At 64.4% G+C, this 19,774-nt stretch carries 18 protein-coding genes; 7 read left to right on the forward strand and 11 right to left on the reverse strand.

Going from position 1 to position 19,774, the window contains the following annotated elements; genetic code table 11:
• The first annotated feature begins 143 nt into the window (after positions 1-143).
• The gene (dnaE, locus tag NCS00_RS04865; RefSeq protein WP_033536668.1) at positions 144-3,671 is read left to right on the forward strand and encodes a DNA polymerase III subunit alpha; all 3,528 of its coding nucleotides are present in this window, start codon (positions 144-146) and stop codon (positions 3,669-3,671) included.
• A complete protein-coding gene (locus tag NCS00_RS04870) occupies positions 3,671-4,735 on the forward strand; it encodes a glycosyltransferase family 4 protein (RefSeq protein ID WP_008350640.1) in 1,065 nt (354 codons plus the stop codon). Before dnaE ends, NCS00_RS04870 begins: the two co-directional genes overlap by 1 nt.
• 5 nt (positions 4,736-4,740) lie before the next feature.
• Here NCS00_RS04870 and NCS00_RS04875 read toward each other — a convergent pair whose 3' ends face one another.
• Both NCS00_RS04875 and NCS00_RS04880 read right to left on the reverse strand, forming a co-directional pair.
• Positions 4,741-5,502, reverse strand: a complete 762-nt coding sequence (locus NCS00_RS04875) for a glycosyltransferase family 2 protein (protein WP_175981878.1) — start codon at positions 5,500-5,502, stop codon at positions 4,741-4,743.
• 106 nt (positions 5,503-5,608) lie between these two features.
• Positions 5,609-5,779: a hypothetical protein gene (locus NCS00_RS04880; protein WP_175981880.1), complete on the reverse strand. Its 171-nt coding sequence runs from the start codon at positions 5,777-5,779 to the stop codon at positions 5,609-5,611.
• An 84-nt stretch (positions 5,780-5,863) separates the two neighbouring features.
• Here NCS00_RS04880 and NCS00_RS04885 point away from each other — a divergent pair, with 84 nt between their 5' ends.
• The 3 genes from NCS00_RS04885 (at position 5,864) to msbA (ending at position 10,206) form a co-directional block, all read left to right on the forward strand.
• Entirely contained in the window at positions 5,864-7,000 is a 1,137-nt protein-coding gene (locus tag NCS00_RS04885) for a glycosyltransferase family 9 protein (protein WP_250439439.1), read from the forward strand.
• On the forward strand, positions 6,997-8,301 hold the full coding sequence (locus tag NCS00_RS04890) for an O-antigen ligase family protein (protein ID WP_175981885.1): 1,305 nt from the start codon (positions 6,997-6,999) through the stop codon (positions 8,299-8,301). Before NCS00_RS04885 ends, NCS00_RS04890 begins: the two co-directional genes overlap by 4 nt.
• A 177-nt stretch (positions 8,302-8,478) precedes the next feature.
• Positions 8,479-10,206, forward strand: coding sequence for a lipid A export permease/ATP-binding protein MsbA (msbA, locus tag NCS00_RS04895; protein WP_372492573.1), 1,728 nt, complete (start codon positions 8,479-8,481; stop codon positions 10,204-10,206).
• 35 nt (positions 10,207-10,241) lie between these two features.
• Here msbA and rng read toward each other — a convergent pair whose 3' ends face one another.
• The 9 genes from rng to upp form a co-directional block, all read right to left on the reverse strand.
• Complete coding sequence (gene rng / locus NCS00_RS04900; RefSeq protein ID WP_008350634.1) at positions 10,242-11,711, reverse strand: ribonuclease G; 1,470 nt, start codon at positions 11,709-11,711, stop codon at positions 10,242-10,244.
• 7 nt (positions 11,712-11,718) lie between these two features.
• A complete protein-coding gene (locus NCS00_RS04905; RefSeq protein ID WP_008350633.1) occupies positions 11,719-12,333 on the reverse strand; it encodes a Maf family protein in 615 nt (204 codons plus the stop codon).
• A 54-nt stretch (positions 12,334-12,387) separates the two neighbouring features.
• Positions 12,388-12,858: a 23S rRNA (pseudouridine(1915)-N(3))-methyltransferase RlmH gene (gene rlmH / locus NCS00_RS04910; protein WP_008350632.1), complete on the reverse strand. Its 471-nt coding sequence runs from the start codon at positions 12,856-12,858 to the stop codon at positions 12,388-12,390.
• Positions 12,859-12,872: 14 nt separating this feature from the next.
• The gene (rsfS, locus tag NCS00_RS04915) at positions 12,873-13,325 is read right to left on the reverse strand and encodes a ribosome silencing factor (RefSeq protein ID WP_008350631.1); all 453 of its coding nucleotides are present in this window, start codon (positions 13,323-13,325) and stop codon (positions 12,873-12,875) included.
• Between the two features lie 2 nt (positions 13,326-13,327).
• Positions 13,328-14,005: a nicotinate-nucleotide adenylyltransferase gene (locus NCS00_RS04920; protein ID WP_008350630.1), complete on the reverse strand. Its 678-nt coding sequence runs from the start codon at positions 14,003-14,005 to the stop codon at positions 13,328-13,330.
• Positions 13,996-14,955 (reverse strand): oxygen-dependent coproporphyrinogen oxidase, encoded by a 960-nt coding sequence (gene hemF / locus NCS00_RS04925; protein ID WP_008350629.1) that lies wholly within the window; start codon positions 14,953-14,955, stop codon positions 13,996-13,998. Before hemF ends, NCS00_RS04920 begins: the two co-directional genes overlap by 10 nt.
• Positions 14,956-15,088: 133 nt before the next feature.
• Positions 15,089-16,390 (reverse strand): phosphoribosylamine--glycine ligase, encoded by a 1,302-nt coding sequence (gene purD, locus NCS00_RS04930; protein ID WP_008350628.1) that lies wholly within the window; start codon positions 16,388-16,390, stop codon positions 15,089-15,091.
• Positions 16,391-16,656: 266 nt separating this feature from the next.
• Complete coding sequence (locus NCS00_RS04935) at positions 16,657-17,385, reverse strand: YebC/PmpR family DNA-binding transcriptional regulator (RefSeq protein ID WP_008350627.1); 729 nt, start codon at positions 17,383-17,385, stop codon at positions 16,657-16,659.
• A 318-nt stretch (positions 17,386-17,703) separates the two neighbouring features.
• Positions 17,704-18,357, reverse strand: a complete 654-nt coding sequence (upp, locus tag NCS00_RS04940; protein ID WP_008350624.1) for a uracil phosphoribosyltransferase — start codon at positions 18,355-18,357, stop codon at positions 17,704-17,706.
• Positions 18,358-18,569: 212 nt separating this feature from the next.
• Here upp and NCS00_RS04945 point away from each other — a divergent pair, with 212 nt between their 5' ends.
• Both NCS00_RS04945 and NCS00_RS04950 read left to right on the forward strand, forming a co-directional pair.
• Positions 18,570-19,349: an SDR family oxidoreductase gene (locus NCS00_RS04945; RefSeq protein WP_008350622.1), complete on the forward strand. Its 780-nt coding sequence runs from the start codon at positions 18,570-18,572 to the stop codon at positions 19,347-19,349.
• A gap of 13 nt (positions 19,350-19,362) precedes the next feature.
• Complete coding sequence (locus tag NCS00_RS04950; RefSeq protein WP_008350620.1) at positions 19,363-19,752, forward strand: methylglyoxal synthase; 390 nt, start codon at positions 19,363-19,365, stop codon at positions 19,750-19,752.
• Positions 19,753-19,774: the final 22 nt, after the last annotated feature.

Here is a 19,774-nt window from a genome sequence, read left to right on the forward strand (position 1 = left end):
TATTATCCCGCAAACGGCCCGCATCTTCGCCGGATTCCCGCTGACGCGTCGCGAAGCCTTGCGCACGCGCAATTCCGGGCGCGGCGCGGGCCTTATCCGTTCGGCTAACGTGCCCTTCGGCGCCGGTTCAGCCGATGGCCCGCATGTACAATACCGCCATGTCAGATCCCCGCTTCGTTCATCTCCGCGTCCACTCCGAATTCTCGATCGCCGACGGCATCGTGCGGCTGGACGACGTCGTCAAGGCTGCCGCAAAAGACGGGCAAGGCGCGCTCGCGCTGACCGATCTCGGCAACGCATTCGGTCTCGTGCGCTTCTATAAGGAAGCGCGCGGCATGGGCGTGAAGCCCATCGCCGGTTGCGACGTCTGGATTACCAATCCCGCCGATCGCGACAAGCCTTCGCGCCTCCTGTTACTCGTTCGCGACAAACAGGGCTACCTCAACCTGTGCGAGCTGTTGAGCCGCGCGTGGCTCACGAACCAGTATCGCGGCCGCGCCGAGGTGATGGTCGAATGGCTCGAAGAAGGGCTCGCAACGGGACTGCTCGCGCTTTCGGGCGCGCAGGGCGGAGATATCGGCATGGCGCTCGCGGCGGGCAACGTGCAATCCGCGCAACGCAACGCCGAGCGCTGGACGAAGCTCTTTCCGAACGCGTTCTACATCGAACTGCAGCGCGCCGGTCAGCCGGGCGAGCAGGCTTACGTGCAGGAAGCGGTCAAGCTCGCGGCGAAGCTGAAGTTGCCGGTCGTCGCGACGCATCCGATGCAGTTCATGACGCCCGACGACTTCACCGCGCACGAAGCGCGCGTGTGCATCTCCGAAGGCGATATTCTCGCGAATCCGCGTCGGCAGAAGCGCTTCACGCAGGACCAGTATTTCCGCACGCAGGACGAGATGTGCGCGCTTTTCGCGGACATTCCGTCGGCGCTCGCGAACACTGTCGAGATCGCGAAGCGCTGCAATCTGACGCTCGAACTCGGCAAGCCGAAGCTGCCGCTGTTCCCGACGCCCGACGGCATGTCGCTCGACGACTACCTCGTGCAGTTGTCGAAGGAAGGCCTCGAAGTCCGTCTGCAACAGCTTTATCCCGATGAAGCCGAACGCAGCGCGCAGCGCGAAACGTACTACGCGCGCCTCGATTTCGAATGCGGCACGATCATCAAGATGGGCTTTCCGGGCTACTTCCTGATCGTCGCCGACTTCATCATGTGGGCGAAGAACAATGGCGTGCCGGTCGGTCCGGGGCGGGGCTCGGGCGCGGGTTCGCTCGTCGCGTACGCGCTCGGCATCACCGATCTCGATCCGCTGCGCTACAACCTGCTGTTCGAGCGCTTCCTGAACCCGGAACGCGTGTCGATGCCCGACTTCGACATCGACTTCTGTCAGGAAGGGCGCGACCGCGTCATTCAGTACGTGAAGGGCAAGTACGGCGCGGATGCCGTGTCGCAGATCGCGACCTTCGGCACGATGGCGGCGAAGGCGGCGGTGCGCGACATCGGCCGCGTGCTCGATCTCGGCTACATGTTCACCGACGGCGTCGCGAAGCTGATTCCGTTCAAGCCGGGCAAGCACGTGACCATCGCGGACGCGATGAAGGAAGAGCCCACGCTTCAGGAACGCTTCGATTCCGAAGACGAAGTGCATCAACTGCTCGAACTCGCGCAGCGCGTTGAAGGGTTGACGCGTAACGTCGGCATGCACGCGGGCGGCGTGCTGATCGCGCCGGGCAAGCTCACGGACTTCTGCCCGCTCTACACGCAAGGCGAAGACGGCGGCGTCGTCAGTCAGTACGACAAGGACGACGTCGAAGCCGTCGGCCTCGTGAAGTTCGACTTTTTGGGCCTCACCACGCTGACGATTCTGGACTGGGCGGAGCGCTATATTCGCCGCCTCGATCCGTCGAAGAAGGACTGGAGCCTCGCGCAGGTTCCGCTCGACGATCCGGCCTCGTTCCAGATATTGAAGAAAGCGAACACCGTCGCCGTGTTCCAGCTGGAAAGCCGCGGCATGCAGGGCATGCTGAAGGACGCGCAGCCGGACCGCTTCGAGGACATCATCGCGTTGGTGGCGTTGTATCGGCCGGGCCCGATGGACCTGATCCCGAGCTTCTGCGCGCGCAAGCACGGGCGCGAGATCGTCGAATATCCGGATCCGCGCGTCGAACCTGTTCTGAAAGAGACCTACGGCATCATGGTCTATCAGGAGCAGGTGATGCAGATGGCGCAGATCATCGGCGGCTACTCGCTCGGCGGCGCGGACTTGCTGCGTCGCGCGATGGGCAAGAAAAAGCCCGAGGAAATGGCCAAGCATCGCGAGATTTTCGCGGAAGGCGCGGCGAAGAACGGCCTCACGCGCGAGAAGGCGGACGAGACCTTCGACCTGATGGAGAAGTTCGCCGGCTACGGCTTCAACAAGTCGCACGCTGCGGCGTATGCGTTGCTCGCGTATCACACGGCGTGGCTGAAGGCGCATCATCCGGCGGAATTCATGGCCGCCAACATGTCGCTCGCCATGGACGACACGGACAAGGTCAAGATCCTGTTCGAAGACTGCCTGGCGAACGGCATGGCGGTTTTGCCGCCCGATATCAACCAGTCGGCGTATCGCTTCGAACCGGTCGCGGAAGCCGATGGCAAGCGCTCGAAAACCATTCGCTACGGCCTGGGTGCGGTGAAAGGCAGCGGCCAGAACGCAATCGAAGAGATTCTGCGTGCGCGCGAAGACGGCCCGTTCGTCGATCTGTTCGACTTCTGCGAGCGCATCGACCGTCGTGTCGTGAATCGGCGCACGGTGGAAGCGCTGATCCGCGCGGGCGCGTTCGATTCGATTCACGCGAATCGCGCGCAGTTGCTCGCCTCCGTCCCGATGGCGATGGAAGCCGCCGATCAGGCCGCCGCCAACGCAATGCAAGCCGGCCTCTTCGACATGGGCGACGCGCCGCTCGCGAAGCACGAGTACGTCGACGAAGCCGAGTGGTCCGACAAGAAGCGTCTGCAGGAAGAAAAGACCGCGCTCGGCTTCTATCTGTCGGGCCATCTGTTCGATGCCTACAAGGGTGAAGTGCGCCGCTTCGTGCGCCAGAAGATCGGCGAGCTAAAGGAAGGGCGCGACAAGCTCATCGCGGGCGTGATCTCCGCCATGCGCACGCAGATGACCCAGCGCGGCAAGATGCTGATCGTGAATCTCGACGATGGCAGCGGCCAATGCGAAGTCACCGTCTTCAACGAGCAGTTCGAAGCGAACAAGGCGCTCTTCAAGGAAGACGAGCTGCTCGTCGTGCAGGGCATGGCGCGCAACGACGCGTTCACGGGCGGCATCCGTTTCACCGTCGATACGGCGATGGACCTCGAACGCGCGCGCAGCCGCTACGCGCAGTCGGTCAAGGTCGAGATGAACGGCAACGCCGATGCCTTGCGCCTGCGCCGCGTGCTCGAAGCGCATGCGGCGGGCGCGCAGGAAGCGCCGCCGCCCATGCCCGTGAAGGAGAACGGCCGCCAGCGTCAAAGCGCGCCGATTCCGAACGGCCTGAACGTGAGCATCGTCTATCGCAGCGAGCATGCCGAAGGCGAAGTGCGCCTCGGCGACGCGTGGCGCGTGAAGCCGACCGACGATCTCATCACGGCGCTGCGCGGCGAATTCGCGGGCAGCGCGATCGAAATCGTCTACTGATGCGGATCGGCATTTCGGCGAATGCGCTCAAGCATTCCGGCGGACTCGAACGCTACGCGATGGATCTCGTGCGCGGCCTCGCCGCCGCGGGCTTCGAAGGCAAGCGCAAGCCCGCGTTTTTCGCCCGCAAGATCGACACGTCGCTGCCCGAAAGCCGATTGATCGAGCCGCATCGCATCAAGGTGTCGTTTCTGCCGGGCAAGCTGCGCGACGCGTATTTCTCGTGGGCGCTCAAGCGTGCGCGCAAGAAGGCGAAGGTCGACGTGCTCATCGGCTGCAATCGCGTGGAAGGTTCCGAGATCGCCATTTGCGGCGGCACCCATATCGGCTTCCTGCGCGCGACCGGGCGGCGCGAGAAACCCTCGGACACGCGGCAGATCGCACTGGAGCGGCGTCAATACGCGCACGCGAACGTGGTCGTCGCGCATTCGGACATGATGAGCGACGAGTTGCGCGCGTTGTATGGCGTGGATATCCGCAAGATTCGCGTGCTTTATCCGCCCGTCGACGGCGCGCGATTCTCGCCCGTCGGTGCCGCTGCGCGTGCGCGTCTGCGCGAGCAGTTCGGCTTCGAACCGGATGAAACCGTGCTGCTGTTTCCGTCGAGCAGCCACGAGCGCAAGGGCTTGCCGCTGATCGAGAAGGCGCTCGCCGGGATGAACGTCGTGATCGCCGTCGCGGGCCGCGCGCCCGAGAAGCCGGCAGCGAACGTGCGCTATGTCGGCTACGCGAAGAACATCGAAGATGCGTATCGCGCGGCGGATTTCACCATTCTTGCGTCGAGCTACGAGCCATTCGGACTCGTCGGCATCGAATCGGTGATGTCCGGGACGCCGGTGATCTTCCCGGCGTGCATCGGCTGTTGCGACGCCATTGCAGATCACGCGAAGCACGTCTTCAAACCTGGCGACGCCGACGATCTGCGCCGCACGGTGCAGGAGGCGATCGAAGCGCGGCGCGACGCCCCGCGCGCGCTAGCCGGCGCGGTGCGCTATGACGCGAGCGTCGAGTCGCATGTGCGCGCTTTGCTCGATCTCGCGCGTGACATCGATGCGAAGCGCTGAGCCAATCAGCGCGCTTCGTTGAGATGCGCCAGCTTCAGGAACCGGTAGTAGACCGTCTGCGCGTTGAATAGCGCGATCATGAAGCCGGTTTTGCCGTCCAGAAAGCCGCGGCGCAGCACGTAAGTCCGCACGAACGCCCACGCGCCGCGCGACACCGCGATGCCGAAGCTGCCGCGCTTTCCGGCCGCGTGGCGTTGTTGCGCACCCGCCGTCGAGTAGGCGTCGAGCTTGCGCAATACCGCTTCGAAATCCTCGTAGGAGTAGTGCATCAGCTTGCCGGAAAGGCGCACGACGGGCTTGCCGGTCGACAGCACGAGCCGCTCGTGCACGAGATCGGGCGAGAAGCGCGCCGTGCCGCGCCGGAACAGGCGCGGAATCCAGTCGGGATACCAGCCGCTGTGCTTCACCCATGTGCCGCAGAAGCTCGACAGGCGGTCGACCGCGTAGACGTCGGCTTGCGGATCGGTGATCGCGGCGCGGATCGAAGCGGCCAGTTCGGGCGACACGATCTCGTCGGCGTCGATGGACAGCACCCAGTCGGTCGAGAGCGCGTCGAGCGCGCGGTTCTTCTGCGGGCCGAAGCCTGGCCAGTCGCGCGCCACGATCACGCGCGCGCGATGCGCCTCGGCGATGCCCACGGTCGCATCGCTGCTGCCGCCGTCGACGACGACGATTTCATCGGCGAAGGAAACGGCCTGCAGGCATTGCGCGAGCCGCGCGGCCGCGTTGTGGGTGATGATGGCGATGCCGAGGGTCGGGCGGGACATGGAGCGTTGGAGTGGCGTTAGTGTTGGTATAATTCTTGAATTATTAGTTCGGCAAGGCGCGATGCGGTCTAATTCACCCTGCCTGAATCGAGCATTCAGAGAGGCCTCAGGCCTCTTTTTGTTGTCCGGGTCGACCGAGGTCGCTAGTTTGCCTCACGCGAGCGCGTCGCAAAAGATCGATCGAGGCGAGTTTGGTTCCCATCACATCCGTCGTCAAGAACCGGGGTTTTTGGTTCGCGCACCGCATCGCATCGTCGCCCATGATGACGTCCGGCATGAGGGACTCCATTTGCGAACAGGAGCGCGTAATGGCGCCGGTGTTCCTCGTGCGGCAGCCCGCAAGCAATCCTGTTTTGATTCTATGAGCCGACTCTCCGGGCGCATACGCATCATTGCCCGAGCGATACCCAAGCTTGCTTTCAAGGCGTTTCGCAATAAGCCGACCGACGTGTCGAGCATTCTGATCGCCCATCATCTGCTGCTCGGCGATACGTTGCTGCTCACGCCGCTCGTCGCGAAGCTGCGCGTGCGCTATCCGCAGGCGCGCATGGCGCTCACGTGCCCGAAGGCGATCGTGCCGCTTTACGCGGGACATCCCTATGGCGCAGAGGCGCTGCCCTTCGATCCTCGCGATGCCGCAAGCGTCTCGGCCGTGCTGAAGTCCGGTCCGTACGATCTCGGCATCGTCGTCGGGGACAATCGTCATGCATGGCTTGCGATTGCCGCGAAATGCCGCTGGATCGTCGGTCATGGCGACGACACGCCTGCGTGGAAAAACTGGCCGCTCGACGAGTCGCATGCTTATCCGTCAAAGCCGGCCGCGTGGGCCGACATCGCGGCCACGCTGATCGACGGGCCCGCGCCGGCGCGTTATCGGCCGAGCGACTGGCCGGCGCCGGTGGCCGCGAGTTTCGCGCCGTCGGACGCCGCGTTGCTTGCGCAACCGTATGTCGTGCTGCATCCGGGCGCGAGCACGTCGGTCAAACGCTGGCCGCACGATCGCTGGCGTGCGCTCGCCCGGCATGTCGAAACGCTCGGCTATACGCCCGTATGGAGCGGCGGACCGGGCGAAGTGGAGCTGATCCGCGCAATCGACCCCGAAGCGCGCTATGTGAGCTTCGCGGGCCGCGTCGGACTCGGCGATCTGTGGCATCTCTTTGCCGGGTCGCGAGCACTGGTGTGCCCGGACACGGGCGTTGCGCATTTGGGGCGCATGGTGAGCGTGCCGACGATCGCGCTCTTCGGACCCGGCAACGCGATGATCCACGGTGCCGGCGAATTCTGGCGCGATTCGCGCTTCAGACCGGTTACTATCGTCGACATGCCGTGCCGCGACGAGCCGGACATCTTTCGGCGAAAGATTGCGTGGGTCCGTCGCTGCGACCGCAATGAAACGACGTGCGTCGCCTGGCGCGGCGATCACGCGGCCTGTATGGGCCTCATCTCGCTCGACATGGTGCGCGGGGCGCTCGAAGAAATGCTGGCCGAAGGTCTATGACGACAAGAACGGTTCGCTTTCAGCCTGATTGGTTTCTATGGATCGGCGCGCCGGTCATTCTCTTCGTCGTGGCGTTCGCGCATATGACCGCGCTCGAGAATATCGCGCTGGGATTCATCGGGATCGGCACGCTCACGCTGGCCGCGACGCGCAAGGCGCCGTCTCCGCTGCACTGGCCACTCCTTGCGCCCGCGGGGCTCTGGGCGGCATGGACGTTCGCGTCGGTGTCGTGGTCGGCGTATCCGTCGGAAAGCATGCACGCGTGGCTGGACGAAGTCCTGTATCCGCTCGTCACGTTCTATGCATTCTGGCTGCTCGGGGCCCGCACGGCGAGGCCCGAACGCTTCGTCGTCGCGCACTGGCTCGGCTGCGTGCTCGTCGCGGTTATCAGCGTCGTCTATTGGGGGCAACTGCAGCCGCCCACCGCCGACACCTTCATGCTGCACTACTACAATCGCGTGGGCCACACGAGCACGATCGCGCTTTTCGCGATAGCGCTCTTCACCGGCATGATGCTCGGCAAATGGCGCGTGATCGGCGTGACGGGCGTGCTGCTCAGTGTGTTCATCGGCGTCGCGACGCTCAACCGTTTCTTCGGGCTTGCGGCGTTCGTCACGCTGCTGATCGCGCTGTACCCGCTCTATCGACGACACATGGCGCTCGCGGCCGTGGTGCTTCTGATTCTCGCCGTGACGGTGGTCGGTGCGCTCGAATTCAGTTCGCGCAGCCGTCTCCCGCTGCATCCGACGGCGCTCCCTGCACACGGCGTGACGATCGAGGGCGATCGCGTTCCGGTGCCGTCGTTTCTGCCGGGCATTGCGGATACGCTCGCCGCCGATACGCGCCCGCGCCTCTGGGCTTTCTACGGCAAGGCCGGCGAGCGGCATTCGTGGACCGGCATCGGTTTCGGCAAGCCGCTGCCGGGCGAGGTGTACGCGAAGGAAATGCCGCCGCGCCTGCTCGCCGCCGAGCCGCAAGCGCTGACCCACGCCCACAACCTCTTCCTCAATACGTGGCTCGAGACGGGCGTCGTCGGCGTCGTGCTCGAAGTGTTGCTGTTCGCGGCACTCGTCGTCCGCTTCTGGCGCTTGCGGCGCGAATTGCCGTGGCTTGCCGCGGGTGGCATCGCACTGGTCGGCGGCATGATCGCGAAGAATTCGACCGATGACTTCATGTGGCAGACGACGGCGCTCGCCTTCTGGTGCTTCGCCGGACTGATGCTCGGCCGCGGCGAACGTCTGACACGACGCCTGCCGCCGCCTCGCGCCGGCGCGCCGGACGGATCGGCGCAAGCCCGGTAATAGCGACGTTCCGTCGAGCGCGTGATCGACACAGGATTAGAATATCGAATTCTCGTGTGCCGATCCGCACCGCGAATCGAAACGACGCATTTCCATGCAAACCGAACACCGAGGAAAGATTTGAGCGAGAAGCAGACATTGCGCAAGACCATCGGCACGGGCGAAGCCAGCTCGCCCATGGCCGTCATGAAACGGCTATGGCCGTATATCCGTCCGCTGCTCGGCATGGTGATGCTAGGCCTGCTGACGATGGGCATCGTCGCCGCGACCGAGGCCGGCATTCCGATGTTGCTCAAGCCGCTGCTCGACCATGGTTTCGGCTCGAAGAGCAGCGATCATGCGAAATGGCTCGTGCCCGCAGCGGTCATCGGCCTTGCGCTGGTGCGCGGCGGGGCACAATACGCATCGGGCTATTTTCTCTCCTACGTGACGAACAAGATCCTGCTGCAACTGCGGCTCGAAATGTTCCAGCGCATGATCCATACGAGCGCGGGCTTCTTTCAGCGCGAAACCGCGAGCACGGTCATCAACGCGATCGTCTTCGAGGTCAATCAGATCCTGAGCGTGCTGCAGAGCGTGGTCGTGACGCTCGTGCGCGATTCGCTCACGGTCGTGTTCCTGCTCGGCTATCTGTTCATCCTCAACTGGCGGCTCACGCTGATCGTCGCGGTGATCCTGCCGGCGATCGGCTGGCTCGTTAGCAAGATCAACCGCCGGCTGCGGCGCCTGAATCGCGAGCATCAGTCGTTGACGAACGATCTGTCGTATATCGTCGAGGAGACGGTCGGCGGCTACAAAGTCGTCAAGGTGCACAACGGCGAGCCGTACGAAATCGACCGCTTCACGGAGATGAGCCAGCGGTTGCGCGGCTACTCGATGCGCATGCAAGTCTCGGGTGGTCTCGCGCAGCCGCTTACGCAGTTTCTCGCATCGATCGCGCTCGCCATCGTCATCACGATCGCGGTCGTACAATCGGCCAACGATCAGACGACGGTCGGCGGCTTCGTCGCGTTCGTCACGTCGATGCTGCTCGTGATCTCGCCGCTCAAGCATCTGATCGACATCAATCAGCCCTTGCAGCGCGGCATGACGGCGGCCGAGCTGATCTTCGGCCTGATCGACGAGCCGGCCGAGCCCGCTGGCGGCGGCCGGCGTCTCGAACGCGCGCGCGGCGAAGTCGAATTCCGCGACGTGTCGTTCAGCTATGGCTCGGTCGACCGGCCGACGCTCGATCGCGTGTCGTTCAAGGTCGCGCCGGGCGAGATGGTCGCGCTCGCGGGCCCCTCTGGTAGCGGCAAGACGACGCTCGTGAATCTACTGCCGCGCTTCTTCGATCCGCGCGCCGGCCAGTTGCTCGTCGATGGCGTGCCGATCAGCGAGTACAACCTGCACGACCTGCGCGGCCAGCTCGCGATGGTCAGCCAGGACGTCGTGCTCTTCAACGATACGATCGCCGCGAATGTCGCGTACGGGCAGACGCCGGACCCCGAACGCGTGATGTCGGCGCTGACGGCGGCGAATCTCGCGGATGTCGTCGCGTCCCTGCCGGACGGAATCAACACGCTCGTCGGCGGCAACGGCATGCGTCTGTCGGGCGGGCAGCGTCAGCGTCTCGCGATCGCGCGCGCGATCTACAAGGACGCGCCGATCCTGATTCTCGACGAGGCGACCTCGGCGCTGGACTCGGAATCGGAGCGGCACGTGCAGTCGGCGCTCGAGACGCTGATGAAAGGACGCACGACGCTCGTCATCGCGCACCGGCTCTCGACGATCGAGCGCGCCGACCGCATCCTCGTGATGGAAGCGGGGAAGATCGCGGAGCAGGGCAGTCATGCGGAGTTGCTGCGCAAGGACGGCTTGTACGCGCATCTGCATCGGATTCAGTATCAGCAGCAGGCGGCGTGAGGCACTCGGCCTCGCTCGAATGACTTTGGGCGAGGCTACATCAACACGATGTCGTATTGCTCTTGCGATAAATTACTCTCCACCTGCAGCGAAACCGGCTTCCCGATGAAGTCCATCAGCATCGCCAGATGCTGCGATTCCTCTTCCAGAAACAGATCGATCACCTGCTGCGAAGCCACCACGCGAAACTCGCGCGGATTGAATTGCCGCGACTCGCGCATGATTTCGCGCAGCACGTCGTAGCAGACGGTGCGCGGCGTCTTCACCTGACCTTTGCCCTGACACACCGGACACGGCTCGCACAGCACGTGAGCCAGTGACTCGCGCGTGCGCTTTCGCGTCATCTCGACGAGCCCGAGCTGCGAAAAGCCGTTCACGGTCACGCGCGTTCTGTCGCGCGAGAGCGCCTTCTTCAGCTCGCCCAGCACCTGATCGCGATGCTCGACATTCTCCATGTCGATGAAATCGATGATGATGATCCCGCCGAGATTCCTCAAACGAAGTTGCCGCGCGATCGTATGCGCGGCTTCGAGATTGGTCTTGAAGATCGTGTCGTCGAAGTTGCGCGCGCCGACATACCCGCCCGTATTCACGTCGATGGTCGTCATCGCTTCGGTCTGGTCGATCATCAGATAGCCGCCCGACTTCAGATCGACGCGCCGCGACAGCGCCCGCTGAATCTCCGCCTCGATGTTGTACAGATCGAAGAGCGGCCGCTCGCCGGTGTAATGATGCAGACGCGACGCCACCGCCGGCGTGAACTCCGCGGCGAAATCCGCGAGCATTTGAAACGTCTCGCGCGAATCGACCTGAATACGCGTGGTTTCGTCGTTGACGAAATCGCGCAGCACGCGTTGCGCGAGGTTCAGATCCTGATAGAGCAGCGTGGTGGGCGGCACGCGCTGCGCTTGCGCGACGATCGTCGCCCAGGTCTTGCGCAAGTACGCCACGTCGGCCGCGAGTTCTTCGCTCGTCGCGTCTTCGGCGATGGTCCGCACGATGTAGCCGCCTTTCTCGTCGGCGGGCAGGACGGCGGTCAGTCGCGCGCGCACGGCCTCCCGCTCCGCTTCGCTCTCGATCTTCTGGGAGATGCCGATATGCGGCTCCTGCGGCAGATACACGAGCGTGCGTCCCGCGATGCTCACCTGCGTCGACAGGCGCGCGCCCTTGGTGCCGATCGGGTCTTTCACGACCTGCACCATCAGCGACTGACCTTCGAAGACGATCTTTTCGATCGGCGTATGCGGCTGTGAGTTATGCGGCTCGCCCGCGATGCGCGGATGCCAGATATCCGCCACATGAAGAAACGCGGCGCGCTCGAGACCGATGTCGATGAACGCGGACTGCATGCCCGGCAGCACGCGCACGACCTTGCCGAGATAGACGTTGCCGACGCGCCCGCGCGAAAGCGTGCGCTCGACGTGAAGCTCCTGAACGGCGCCTTGCTGAACCAGTGCGACGCGGCTTTCCTGGGGTGTGACGTTGATCAGGATTTCTTCGTTCATGGCCTGTTTAGAATGCGACGCGCGCCAGGCGCAAGAGAGCAGCGGTTTCGAAAAGGGGCAGACCCATGATACCCGAATAGGACCCGTCGATTCGCTCGATGAACTCGGCCGCGCGGCCCTGAATGCCGTACGCGCCCGCCTTGCCGAGCGGCTCGCCCGATGCCGCGTAGCGTTGCAGCGCAGCACGGTCGACGTTCGAAAAACGCACTTGCGAGCGCGAGAGCGCGGGTTCCAGCAACGCGCCATCGGCATCGACGACGGCGAGCGCCGTCAGCACTTCATGCTCGCGGCCTGCGAGGCGTTCGAGCATCGCGACGGCGTCTTCTTCGTGAAGCGGCTTGCCGAGAATCAGCCCGTCGATGGTGACGGTCGTATCGGCGACGAGAATCGGCGCGGACGCGAAGCCGCCGGCGAGCAATCGCGCGCGCGCGGCCTTTGCCTTTAACGCGCACACGCGCACGACGTACGCATCGGCGGCTTCGCCGGGCAACTCGGCTTCGAGCGCTTCGGCGTTTTCATCGGCACGGGGAAGAAGGAGTTCGAACTGCACGCCCAGTTGAAGAAGCAACTCCTGACGGCGCGGGCTTTGCGAGGCGAGATAAACGTAGGGATGAGTCGGCATCGTGATGTGGATTCGAATGACGCGCGGGGCATTCGATCCAGCGTCGAAGCACCCTCAAGCGCGATGATAGGGATGATTCTGCGTGATGCTCCACGCGCGGTAAAGCTGTTCGGCGAGCAGCACGCGCACCATGCCATGCGGCAACGTCAGGCTCGAAATGCGCAGCATCAGTTCCGCGCGCGATTTCACCTCCGGATGCAGCCCGTCCGCGCCGCCGATCACGAACGCGACGTCGCGCCCGTCCTGCTGCCAGCCGGGCAGGGCGTTCGCGAGTTGCATCGTGGTCCAGTCGCGGCCGCGTTCGTCGAGTGCGACCACGCGCGCGTTCTTCGGCAAGGCGGCTTCGATGCGCTGCTTTTCGGCCGCCATCACGCTCTCGGCATTGCGTCCCGACGAGCGCTGTTCCGGCTTGATCTCTTTGAGCTCGATGCGCAGTTCGGGCGGCATGCGCTTCGCGTATTCGTCGAAGCCATTCGTGATCCAGTCGGGCATCTTGTGTCCGACGGCGAGGATGACCAGCTTCATGAAACGAAGCGGTGTCAGTGCTTGCGCACGGTCTTCCGCGCGGGACGTTTGACGGCGGGCGCGTCGTCTTCGTCGTCCTCGTCTTCATCGGCGGTGACGCTCGCGCCGCCGAACATGTTCGGCCTTTGGAGCTTCACGCGCACGGGCTTGTCGCCCCAGACTTCCTCGAGGTTGTAGTACTGACGCAGAGCGGGTTGCAGGATGTGCACGACCGCGTCGCCGCAGTCGACCAGCACCCATTCGCCGATCTCTTCGCCTTCCGTGCTGACGATGTCGCCGCCCGCTTCCTTGACCTTCTCGCGCACGCTGTTGGCGAGCGCCTTGGTCTGGCGGTTGGACGTGCCGCTCGCCACGACCACGCGGTCGAAAAGCGACGTCAGATGGGTCGTGTTGAACACTTTGATGTCTTGCGCCTTGACGTCTTCGAGACCGTCGATGATCGCGCGTTGCAGCTTCTGAAGTTCCATAGTTACGATGTCTGGTACAGGTGATGTTGAACAATATAGTCCCATACGGCGGATGGGACCTGCGCGCGGGCGTCGGTCGCACCGTTCATCGAACGCGCTTCTTCGCGGATCGCCGTGGCGGATACGTCGAGTAGCAGCATTTCGTCGATGTGCATGTGACCGTGCGGACTCCCGCGCAAAACGTCGGGCGATGCGCGGCGCGCTTCGAATTCGGCCGCGACCGGGGCGGGCAGCGTCGCGACGTCGAAGCCGGCGCGTGTTTCCACGCAAATGTGCGCGTAGTCGAAGAGCCGCTTCCACTGATGCCACGAATCGAGCTTGACCAACTGGTCCGCGCCCATCAAGAGCGTGATCGACGCGTCCGCGCCTTCGCGCTCCCGCCAGTGCGCGAGCGTGTCGACGGTGTACGTGTCGCCGTGGCGGTCGATCTCATCGGTGGCGACGACGATCTGCACGCCATCGAGCGAAAGCGATGCCGCCGCCGCACGCGTCATCGCCAGCCGATGTTCCGGCGCCGATACGCCCGCCTTCTGCCACGGCTGTCCGGCGGGCAGCAGTACGAGCTCGGTCAGTTGCAGCAACTCGACGAAGCGCCGCGCGAGCGCGAGATGCCCGTTGTGGATCGGATCGAATGTGCCGCCGAGCAGGCCGACGCGCTTGGCGCAGGGCGTCACAGCCATTCCCGGCGCACCAGAAAGTCTTCGTACAGCCGCGCTTCCGGCGTGCCGGGCGCGGGCTTCCAGTCATAGCGCCAGTTCGCGACGGGCGGCATCGACATCAGAATCGATTCGGTGCGTCCGCCGCTTTGCAGGCCGAAGTGCGTGCCGCGGTCGAACACGAGATTGAACTCGACATAACGCCCGCGCCGATACGCCTGAAACTCGCGCTCGCGCTCCGTGTAGGGCGTGTCGCGGCGTCGTTCGATGACCGGCAGATACGCCTTCAGGAACGCATCGCCGACGCTTCGCATCATCGCGAACGAGCGCTCGAAGCCCGGCTCCGAGAAATCGTCGAAGAAAATTCCGCCGATGCCGCGCTGCTCGTTGCGATGCTTCAAATAGAAGTACTCGTCGCACCAGGTCTTGAAACGCGGATACAACTCCGCGCCGAACGGATCGAGCGAATCGCGGCAAACCTGATGGAAATGCCGCGCGTCTTCCTCGTAGCCGTAGATCGGCGTGAGATCCATGCCGCCGCCGAACCAGAAGATCGGCGCTTCGCCGTCTTTGGTCGCCGTCAGCATACGCACGTTCATGTGCACGGTCGGGCAGTGCGGATTGCGCGGATGCATGACGAGCGAGACGCCGAGCGCCTCGAAACCGCGTCCGGCGAGTTGCGGACGCGCCGCGCTCGCCGAGGGCGGCAGCGCGTCGCCTTGCACATCCGAAAAGCCGATGCCGCCGCGCTCGAAGAATCCGCCGCCTTCGAGGATGCGCGTCACGCCGCCGCCGCGCAGATGCGCGCCGGGCTCGCGGGTCCAGGCGTCGGTAGCGAAGGCGGTGCCGTCGAAGGCGCCGAGCGCATCGGCGATGCGCGTCTGCAGGCCCCTCAGATAATCGCGAACGGCGGCGATATCGTGGGCTGCGTCGGATTGTGTGCGTTGTTCCGCGCTGCGGTTCGGTTCACTCATCGATTGCTGCGTGCGCCCCTGTGGGCGGCCTTGAATGGCAGGGGTTAACCCTTCGTATCGAAACTCTCGAAAGCACGCTGCCGGACACGAGGTCCGGCAGCGCGGGTGCTTGGGCGGCGTGCGCCGCGCCGTGTCAGTGCTTGTCGCCGGGTTTTTCCGCCGTCTGCTTGCGATTCAGCGCGCGATAGCCGATGTCGCGCCGATACTGCATGCCGTCGAACGAGATCTGGTTGACTGTATCGTAGACCACGGATTGCGCGCCGCGCACGGAATCCGCCAGGCCGACGACGCACAGCACGCGCCCGCCCGAGGTCGTGAGCTTGCCGTCGGTGAGCGTCGTGCCGGCATGGAAAGTGACTGAATTCTCGGTTTCCGCGGGAATGCCGCTGATGCGGTCGTCCTTGCGCGGCGTATCCGGATAGTTATGGGCCGCGAGCACCACGCCGAGCGCGGTGCGGCGGTCCCAGTCCAGATCGACGGTGTCGAGCTTGCCGTCGATCGCCATTTCCACGACCTTCGAGAAATCGCCCTTCAGGCGCGCCATGATCGGCTGCGTCTCGGGGTCGCCCATGCGGCAGTTGAACTCGAGCGTTTTCGGATTGCCGTTCGCGTCGATCATCAGGCCGGCGTACAGGAAACCGGTAAAGCGGATGCCTTCGCTTTCCATGCCGCGCACCGTCGGCTGGATGATTTCGCGCATCACGCGCGCGTGCAGTTGCGGCGTGACGATCGGCGCGGGCGAGTACGCGCCCATGCCGCCGGTGTTCGGGCCCTTGTCGCCGTCGAGCAGGCGCTTGTGGTCCTGGCTCGACGCGAGCGGCAGGACGTGCTTGCCGTCGACCATCACGATGAAGCTCGCTTCCTCGCCCGCCAGAAACTCCTCGATCACCACGCGCGCGCCGGCGTCGCCGAGCTTGTTGTCGGCGAGCATCGAATCGACGGCGGCGTGCGCTTCTTCCAGCGTCATCGCGACGACGACGCCCTTGCCGGCGGCGAGGCCGTCCGCCTTGATGACGATCGGCGCGCCTTTGGCGTCGATGTAGGCGTGCGCGGCGGCGAGCTCGGAAAACGTCTCGTATTCGGCGGTCGGAATGTTGTGGCGCTTCATGAACGCCTTCGCGAAGTCCTTCGAGCTTTCGAGCTGCGCGGCTTCCTTGCTCGGGCCGAAGATTTTCAGCCCGCGCGAACGGAACAGATTGACGATGCCCGCGGCGAGCGGCTGTTCCGGCCCTACGAGCGTGAACGCGACATGTTCCTTCTCGACGAAATCGGCGAGTTCCGCCGGATCCGTGATGTCGACGTTGCGCAGGCGCTCGTCCTGCGCGGTGCCGCCGTTGCCCGGCGCGACATAGACGATCTGCACGCGCGGCGATTGCGCGAGCTTCCAGGCCAGCGCATGTTCGCGGCCGCCGGAACCGACGACGAGTAACTTCATGTGAATCCCCGAAATCCTGACAAAAAGCGGCTTGAGAAAAAGCGGCGGGCGCATCGACCGTAAAGCGCGCGTATGACACTCGTCATGGCGTCGCGAAGGCGGCTCGCGCTGACATCGGCTGCGTCACGCGCCTTCCTCGGGCGATGCAGCGCCGCGAAGGCCGTGCGGCGCTGCTCCGGCATGGCAGCCGAAGCGAAAGATGTTCCATGCGAGGCCGCGGCGGATTTCGATGCCGCCGCGCCCCTGCGCTACGAAGCTCGGAAAGCTCAGTCTTCGTTGATCGCGGCGTTTGTATAGACTTCCTGCACGTCGTCGAGATTTTCGAGCGCGTCGAGCAGTTTTTGCATTTTCACTGCGTCGTCGCCGCTGAATTCGACTTCCGTCTGCGGTTTCATCGTCACTTCGGCGAGTTCCGCCTTGAAGCCCGCGGCTTCGAGCGCGTCCTTCACCTTCTGGAAATCGTTCGGCGGGCAGACCACTTCGATGCTGCCGTCCTCGTTCGTCACGACGTCGTCCGCGCCGGCTTCGAGCGCGGCGTCCATCAGCTTGTCTTCCGGCGTGCCGGGCGCGAACAGGAACTGGCCGACGTGATCGAACATGAACGACACCGACCCGTCCGTGCCCATGTTGCCGCCGAACTTCGAGAACGCGTGGCGCACTTCCGCGACGGTGCGGGTGCGGTTGTCCGTCATCGTGTCGACGATGATCGCCGCGCCGCCGATACCGTAACCTTCGTAGCGGATTTCCTCGTAGTTCGCGCCATCGACGCCGCCGGTGCCGCGCTGGATCGCGCGGTTGATGTTGTCCTTCGGCATGTTGGCGTCGTAGGCCTTGTCGACGGCGAGGCGCAGGCGCGGGTTCGAATCGATCTCGCCGCCGCCCATGCGCGCCGCGACCTGGATTTCCTTGATGAGGCGCGTCCAGACCTTGCCTTTCTTCGCGTCGGCCGCGGCTTTCTTATGCTTGATGTTGGCCCATTTCGAATGACCCGCCATTACCTTTCTCCATCGCGCGCGGACCTGCCGGGCGCCTAGTGTGCTGTCGTGCTGAATGTGTCTGTCTGCCGCGCGCTGCTCGGCCGCGGTCGGGTTCGCTCGGAGACCGTTTCGATCCTGCCTGACCCGAATAGGAACAGACCGAAATTTTAGCATGGCGTCGTGCGCTCTCAATGCCGTGTGGCACGGGCCGGAACGCTAAAATCGGCGCAAACCGTGCGAAATTCCGTCGAATCGCGTGGAATTCGCGCGAACGAAGCCGTAAACGCAAACCGCCGCGCAGAATCGCGCGGCGGCTGGAATGGTTCCGGCGAACGCTTAATTCCTTGTGCCGAAGAGACGGTCGCCCGCGTCGCCGAGACCCGGAACGATATACGCATGCTCGTTCAGATGCGAATCGAGCGACGCGACATACAGCTTCACATCCGGATGCGCGTCCTGGAACACCTTCACGCCCTCGGGCGCGGCGACCAGTGCGACGAAAATGATGTTTTCGGCTTGCACGTTGCGGCGCTTCATCACGTCGACGGCGTGCACCGCCGAGTAGCCCGTCGCGACCATCGGATCGCACAGAATGAAGACGCGCTCTTCGAGATCGGGCGGCAGACGCACGAGATACTCGACCGGACGATGATCGTCCGCGCGATACACGCCGATATGCCCGACACGCGCCGAGGGCACGAGATCCAGCAGGCCGTCCGACATGCCGATGCCCGCGCGCAGCACCGGCACGATCGCGAGCTTCTTGCCGGCGATCACCGGCGCGTCGATCCCGACGAGCGGCGTTTCCACGCGCTTGGTCGTAAGCGGCAGATTGCGCGTGATTTCGTAGCCCATCAGCAGCGTGATTTCGCGCAGCAGCTCGCGGAACGTGCGCGTCGACGTGTCCTTGTCGCGCATGTGAGTGAGCTTGTGCTGGATCAGCGGATGATCGGTGATGAAGAGATTGGGAAAGCGGCTGTCTTGTTTCATGGGTCTCGCGCGCGGCGCGTCCTGCTCGTGTGATGTTCTGCCTCTGACGCTCGGGGAGCGGACAGTGGCGACAGTTTACCCAAAAGCCCGCGCACGCCTAAGAAGATTCGCGCGGGCCTTGGCGTTTCCGCCGCCGACGTTGCTGCCCCGATTCTTCTAGAATTGCGCGAAGACGTCACGATCTGTGACGAAAGACAACTGGAGGAAAGACGATGGATATGGGAATCGCGGGCCGCACCGCGTTGGTATGCGCGGCGAGCAAGGGCCTGGGACGCGGCTGCGCCGAAGCGCTCGCCGCCGAAGGCGTGAATCTCGTCATCACCGCGCGCACGGCGGAAACGCTCGAAGCGACGGCAGCGCACATCCGCTCGACTTACGGCGTCACCGTGACGACCGTCGCGGGCGACATCACGACGCCCGAAGGCCACGCCGCCGCGCTCGCCGCCTGTCCCGCGCCGGACATTCTCGTCAACAACGCGGGCGGGCCGCCGCCGGGCGACTTCCGCACTTTCACGCACGAGATGTGGATCAAGGCGCTCGAAGGCAACATGCTGACGCCGATCGAGCTCATCAAGGCGACCATCGACGGGATGATCGAGCGCGGCTTCGGGCGCGTCGTGAACATCACGAGTTCGTCGGTGAAGGCGCCGATCGACGTGCTGGGTCTCTCGAACGGCGCGCGCTCGGGCCTGACCGGTTTCGTCGCCGGCGTCGCGCGCAAGGTCGCATCGACGGGCGTCACGATCAACAATCTCCTGCCGGGCACGTTCGACACCGACCGTATCGCCGTGACGATGGAAGCGCAGGCGAAGGCGCAGAACATTTCGATCGACGAAATGCGGGCGCGCCGTGCGCAAAGCCTGCCCGCGGGCCGCTTCGGCACATCGGAGGAATTCGGCAAGGCATGCGCGTTCCTCTGCAGCGTGCATGCGGGCTACATCACCGGTCAGAATCTGCTGATCGACGGCGGCGCTTATCCCGGCACCTACTGAGACGGAGCCTCTGATGACCACACGCGTCGCGCTCATCGCGCACGACATGAAGAAGGACGACATCGTCACGCTGGCGGGCGAGTTCGTCGACACGCTCGCGCAATGCAATCTCGTCGCGACCGGCACGACCGGCGGACGCATCGCGGCGGCGCACGGGCTGGAGATCGAGCGCAAGCTGTCCGGCCCGCACGGCGGCGACCTGCAGATCGGCGCGGAACTGGCGGAAGGGCGCGTGAACATCGTGATCTTCCTGCGCGACCCGATGACGCCGCAGCCGCACGAGCCCGACATCAACGCGCTCGTGCGCGCCTGCGACGTGCACAACGTGCCGTGCGCGACCAACATCGCGACGGCGCGCATGATTCTCGACGACTTGCGTCTGCGCTTCGCGCGGGCGTCCTGAAGATCAAAGGAGACGAACGAGC

It is taken from the genome of Caballeronia sp. AZ1_KS37, from assembly GCF_023631165.1.
Classification (GTDB): Bacteria; Pseudomonadota; Gammaproteobacteria; order Burkholderiales; family Burkholderiaceae; genus Caballeronia; species Caballeronia zhejiangensis.